At 63.7% G+C, this 3,466-nt stretch carries 6 protein-coding genes; 5 read left to right on the top strand and 1 reads right to left on the bottom strand.

Annotated elements, in window-relative coordinates:
- Positions 1-175 precede the first annotated feature (175 nt).
- The gene (locus tag T281_RS16630) at positions 176-460 is read right to left on the bottom strand and encodes a hypothetical protein (protein WP_155955323.1); all 285 of its coding nucleotides are present in this window, start codon (positions 458-460) and stop codon (positions 176-178) included.
- 318 nt (positions 461-778) lie between these two features.
- Here T281_RS16630 and T281_RS18990 point away from each other — a divergent pair, with 318 nt between their 5' ends.
- From T281_RS18990 to T281_RS16610, 5 genes are all read left to right on the top strand, one after another.
- The gene (locus T281_RS18990; RefSeq protein ID WP_155955322.1) at positions 779-1,141 is read left to right on the top strand and encodes a hypothetical protein; all 363 of its coding nucleotides are present in this window, start codon (positions 779-781) and stop codon (positions 1,139-1,141) included.
- Positions 1,142-1,143: 2 nt separating this feature from the next.
- Positions 1,144-1,293, top strand: a complete 150-nt coding sequence (locus tag T281_RS18985) for a hypothetical protein (RefSeq protein ID WP_155955321.1) — start codon at positions 1,144-1,146, stop codon at positions 1,291-1,293.
- Positions 1,294-1,297: 4 nt separating this feature from the next.
- On the top strand, positions 1,298-2,464 hold the full coding sequence (locus tag T281_RS16620; protein WP_037242114.1) for a DUF7146 domain-containing protein: 1,167 nt from the start codon (positions 1,298-1,300) through the stop codon (positions 2,462-2,464).
- Between the two features lie 3 nt (positions 2,465-2,467).
- Positions 2,468-2,737, top strand: coding sequence for a hypothetical protein (locus tag T281_RS16615; protein WP_037242111.1), 270 nt, complete (start codon positions 2,468-2,470; stop codon positions 2,735-2,737).
- Positions 2,734-3,466, top strand: a 733-nt coding sequence (locus tag T281_RS16610; RefSeq protein WP_037242108.1) for a DNA methylase N-4, incomplete at its 3' end; no start/stop codon positions are given. The genes T281_RS16615 and T281_RS16610, both read left to right, overlap by 4 nt.

Here is a 3,466-nt window from a genome sequence, read left to right as displayed (position 1 = left end):
TGCGGCGGCCATCACCCGATCAATCGATCACCTCCCCGGAGCGGCTAACCCCAGTATCAGCCAGGTCGCTCCCAACTGACGAGGCTTCGGCCTCGTCCTTTTCTTCCGAACGGGATGCTGCATGATTGAGCACGCTGTCATTTTCGACCGCGCGGCCGTTGGGCTGCTGAACGGGTCATTGGAGATTATCCACGCCCGCGAGGTCTCTCCGCCATTGCGTGAGCAATGCCTCAAGCTGGCGGATAGCATCCTTCCGGGCCTGGGCGATATCCACCTCGCTGGCTCCTTGAAAGGGCGCCTCGTCTTCATTGGCGAGGGTCTCGCTCATGAGCTTGTCAAACTCATCGAGAAAGCCGGGCTCCCCGCCGTATCGGCACACGAGGCCATAAGCGAAGGCGATCATCCCCAGCAAAGCGAAGCCGGTGGTGAAGAAGTGCATGCGGAAATCGGTGCCTGTCACGTCGGGTTTCTCCTTTTCAAGCTGGACCACGGCCCGGCTGTAACAGGCGCGTCAGGCGAGGCGCAAGCGCCTGCCTCTTCCGAACGGGACGCCGCGTAAGCGCCACGCGCGGCAACCCTGGCCCTGGCCTCTGTGGCCAGGGCCTTTTTCAACCGTTCCCGTGCCGCGTCGATCCGGAGTTGCCGCTCCGTCTCGCCAGCACGTTCGAGCAGATGGGATTGTGAGATGACTGCCACGTCTTCCACCGTTGCCATAGGGCTCCAAGCCTCACCGCCGGATCACCCTCCGATGCACACAGCATCGGAGGGATCGATGAGAATGTCTTCTATCGCGAAGAGAAAGTTTTCTCCCATGAAGAGAAAACTTTCTCCTGCCTGCGCAGATCGGGCTGTTGCCTTCCTGCGCGCCCAACATCCAGAGAACACCGCGAAAGCTATAGAGGCCGAAACTTGCGGGCTTGTGTCGATGCACACCGCAAAGAAGTGGCTGACCGGCGACGCGGCGCCAAATTTCAAGGCGACGCTTGCCCTCATCTGTGTCTATGGCCCCAACTTCCTCTCGGCCGTGCTCCACGAAGAGCCGCAATGGGTCGTGCGCGCCACGCGCGCCGAACGTCTCGCCGCGCTCGAGGCCGAACATGCGCGCCTTCAACGTGAAATCGAAACAATAACAAGAGGTTAGTCGTGAGCGCTCTCAAGCGTATTTATCACGTGTGGCTGGCTGAATTCCACCATGCGATGGCGAAGCGTCGCATGCGCGATGCTGGCTGGCATATCGATGCCGCGAAGGGGCACGAGATAGCACTGAACGCGCTTCGCTGCGCGAGGGGCTAGCCCGATGCTGAGCCCGGCGCAAATCGAGGATCTGAAGGGCCGCGTCGATCTCGTCTCGCTCGCCGAACAGCTCGGCGCGAAGCTCCGCCGCTCGGGCCGCCACGTGATGGGCACGTGCCCGATTTGTGGCGGCGGCAAGCGCGCGACGCGGTTCGAGGTCAAGGGCCCGGCGTGGGTTTGCGCTGTCTGCGGCGATGGCGGCGACGCGATCAAGCTCATTCAGGCGGTCACGGGCTGCGATTTCCTTGCGGCTGTCGAGAGGCTCGGCGGCGCGCGGCCGTTGACGCGGGAGGAAGAGGAGCGGATCGCGGCCGAGCGCGAGAGGCGAGAGGCGAAGCGACAGGCCGAGCAGGAGCACTATCGCCAGAAGGAAATCGAAGCGGCGCGGCTGATCTATGATCGCGGCAAGACGCTCCAGCCGGGCGGCGCGATCTCGCGCTACTTTGCGGCGCGAAACTGCGACGGGGGGCCCGGCCTTGCGCCTGGTCTGCGCGGCTGTGCCGACGTTCCCTATTTCCACGGCGAGACGCTCGATGAAGCCGGGCGCAAGAGCCCACGCGTGGTGCATCGCGGCCCGGCTCTGCTCTCGCCGATCTACGATAACGATGGCGCGTTCAGCGCGCTGCACATCACCTGGCTGCGCGCCGACTTCACGGGCAAGGCGGAGATCGTCGACCCGGATACGGGCGAGGTTCTGCTCGCGAAGAAGGTGCGGGGATCGATGGGGGGCGGTCACATCGTCATCAGGGGCGCTGCGGATCGCCCCAAGCGCCTGTTCATGGGAGAGGGGATCGAGACCGTCTATTCCGTGGCGACGGCCCTGCACCGCTGCGGGCGGCTGGCGCGCGGCGATTTGTTCTGGTCGAGCGTTTCTCTCGGCAATCTCGGTGGGCGAGCTACCGCGACCGTTGCGCACCCGACGCTCAAGGGGCCGACCGGTAGGCCTCAACGCATTCCGGGGCCGGTGCCGGATCTGAACCCGGTCATTCCGTCGATCTCGATCCCTGCCAGCATCGAGCAGCTTGTGCTGCTGGGCGACGGCGACAGCGATCCATTTCTGACGAAAACGACGCTTGAGCGCGGGCGCGCCCGCTATGCGCGCGACGGGCTGCGCATCGGCATCGCCATGGCCGAAGGCGGCCGCGATTTCAACGACATGCTGGAGGGTTGAGGGATGGGTGCTCAGGACGGCGAAATCCCGTTGCGGGATGCAATCGCATTGATGATTGCGCGAAGGGTCGATCTTTCAAAGATGAAAAACGTAATCGAAGCGGCTGTTGCTGCGCAGGGTGCCGTTGCAATCCTTCTCGCGCTGCTCACCGACGAGCAGCGAAACGATGTAATCCCAATTCTAAATGAAGGTCTTGAAAGGCAAATAGAGGCGCGGGCTCGCGAAATTAACTCCGGCGAGTTTGACCGCTATATGCGCAGGTGGGAGCAATGAGCAACCGCCTCTCCTATCAGAACTTCCTGCGGGCAAAAATCCCGCTTGCGGGGCAGAGCGAGGGGGCGGAAACCATTCCCTTCGCGCCGCACCCCTCGCTCAAGCCGCATCAGGCCGCAGCGTTGCGCTGGATGCTCGATGGCGGGCGGCGCGCGCTGTTCGCCGCCTTCGGCCTCGGCAAGACGCGCGTGCAGTTGAGCGTCGTGGACGCGATCGCGCGGGCAACTGCTAATCGGGGGTTGATCGTCCTCCCGCTTGGCGTCCGGCAGGAATTTACCGGCGATGCGGCCGACATGGGACTCGACGTCCGCTTCATCCGGAGCGTCGACGAGGCGGGGCCGACCGGCGTCTATCTGACGAATTACGAGACGGTGCGCGACGGCAAGATCGACCCGACGCAGTTCGCCGTGGCCTCGCTCGACGAGGCGAGCTGCCTGCGCGGCTTCGGCGGCACGAAGACCTTCCGCGAGTTCATGCGGCTGTTCGATGCCGTGAAATACAAGTTTGTGGCAACCGCCACGCCCTCGCCGAACGACTATATCGAGCTGCTCGCCTATGCGGCGTTCCTCGGCATCATGGATGTTGGCGAGGCGAAGACGCGGTTCTTCAAGCGCAATTCCGTGAAGGCCGACAAGCTCACCCTCCACCCGCACAAGGAGGAAGAGTTCTGGCTTTGGGTGGCGTCGTGGGCGCTGTTCATCCAGCGGCCGAGCGATCTCGGCTTCTCGG

It is taken from the genome of Rhodomicrobium udaipurense JA643 (assembly GCF_000636015.1).
In the GTDB taxonomy this organism is placed as follows: Bacteria; Pseudomonadota; Alphaproteobacteria; order Rhizobiales; family Rhodomicrobiaceae; genus Rhodomicrobium; species Rhodomicrobium udaipurense.
This window is presented reverse-complemented; position numbering and strand designations above follow the sequence as displayed.

Coding starts and splice junctions, on each gene's coding strand:
- T281_RS16620 (WP_037242114.1), top strand. CDS start 1,298: ATGCTGAGCCCGGCGCAAATCGAGGATCTGAAGGGCCGCGTCGATCTC.
- T281_RS16615 (WP_037242111.1), top strand. CDS start 2,468: ATGGGTGCTCAGGACGGCGAAATCCCGTTGCGGGATGCAATCGCATTG.
- T281_RS18990 (WP_155955322.1), top strand. CDS start 779: ATGTCTTCTATCGCGAAGAGAAAGTTTTCTCCCATGAAGAGAAAACTT.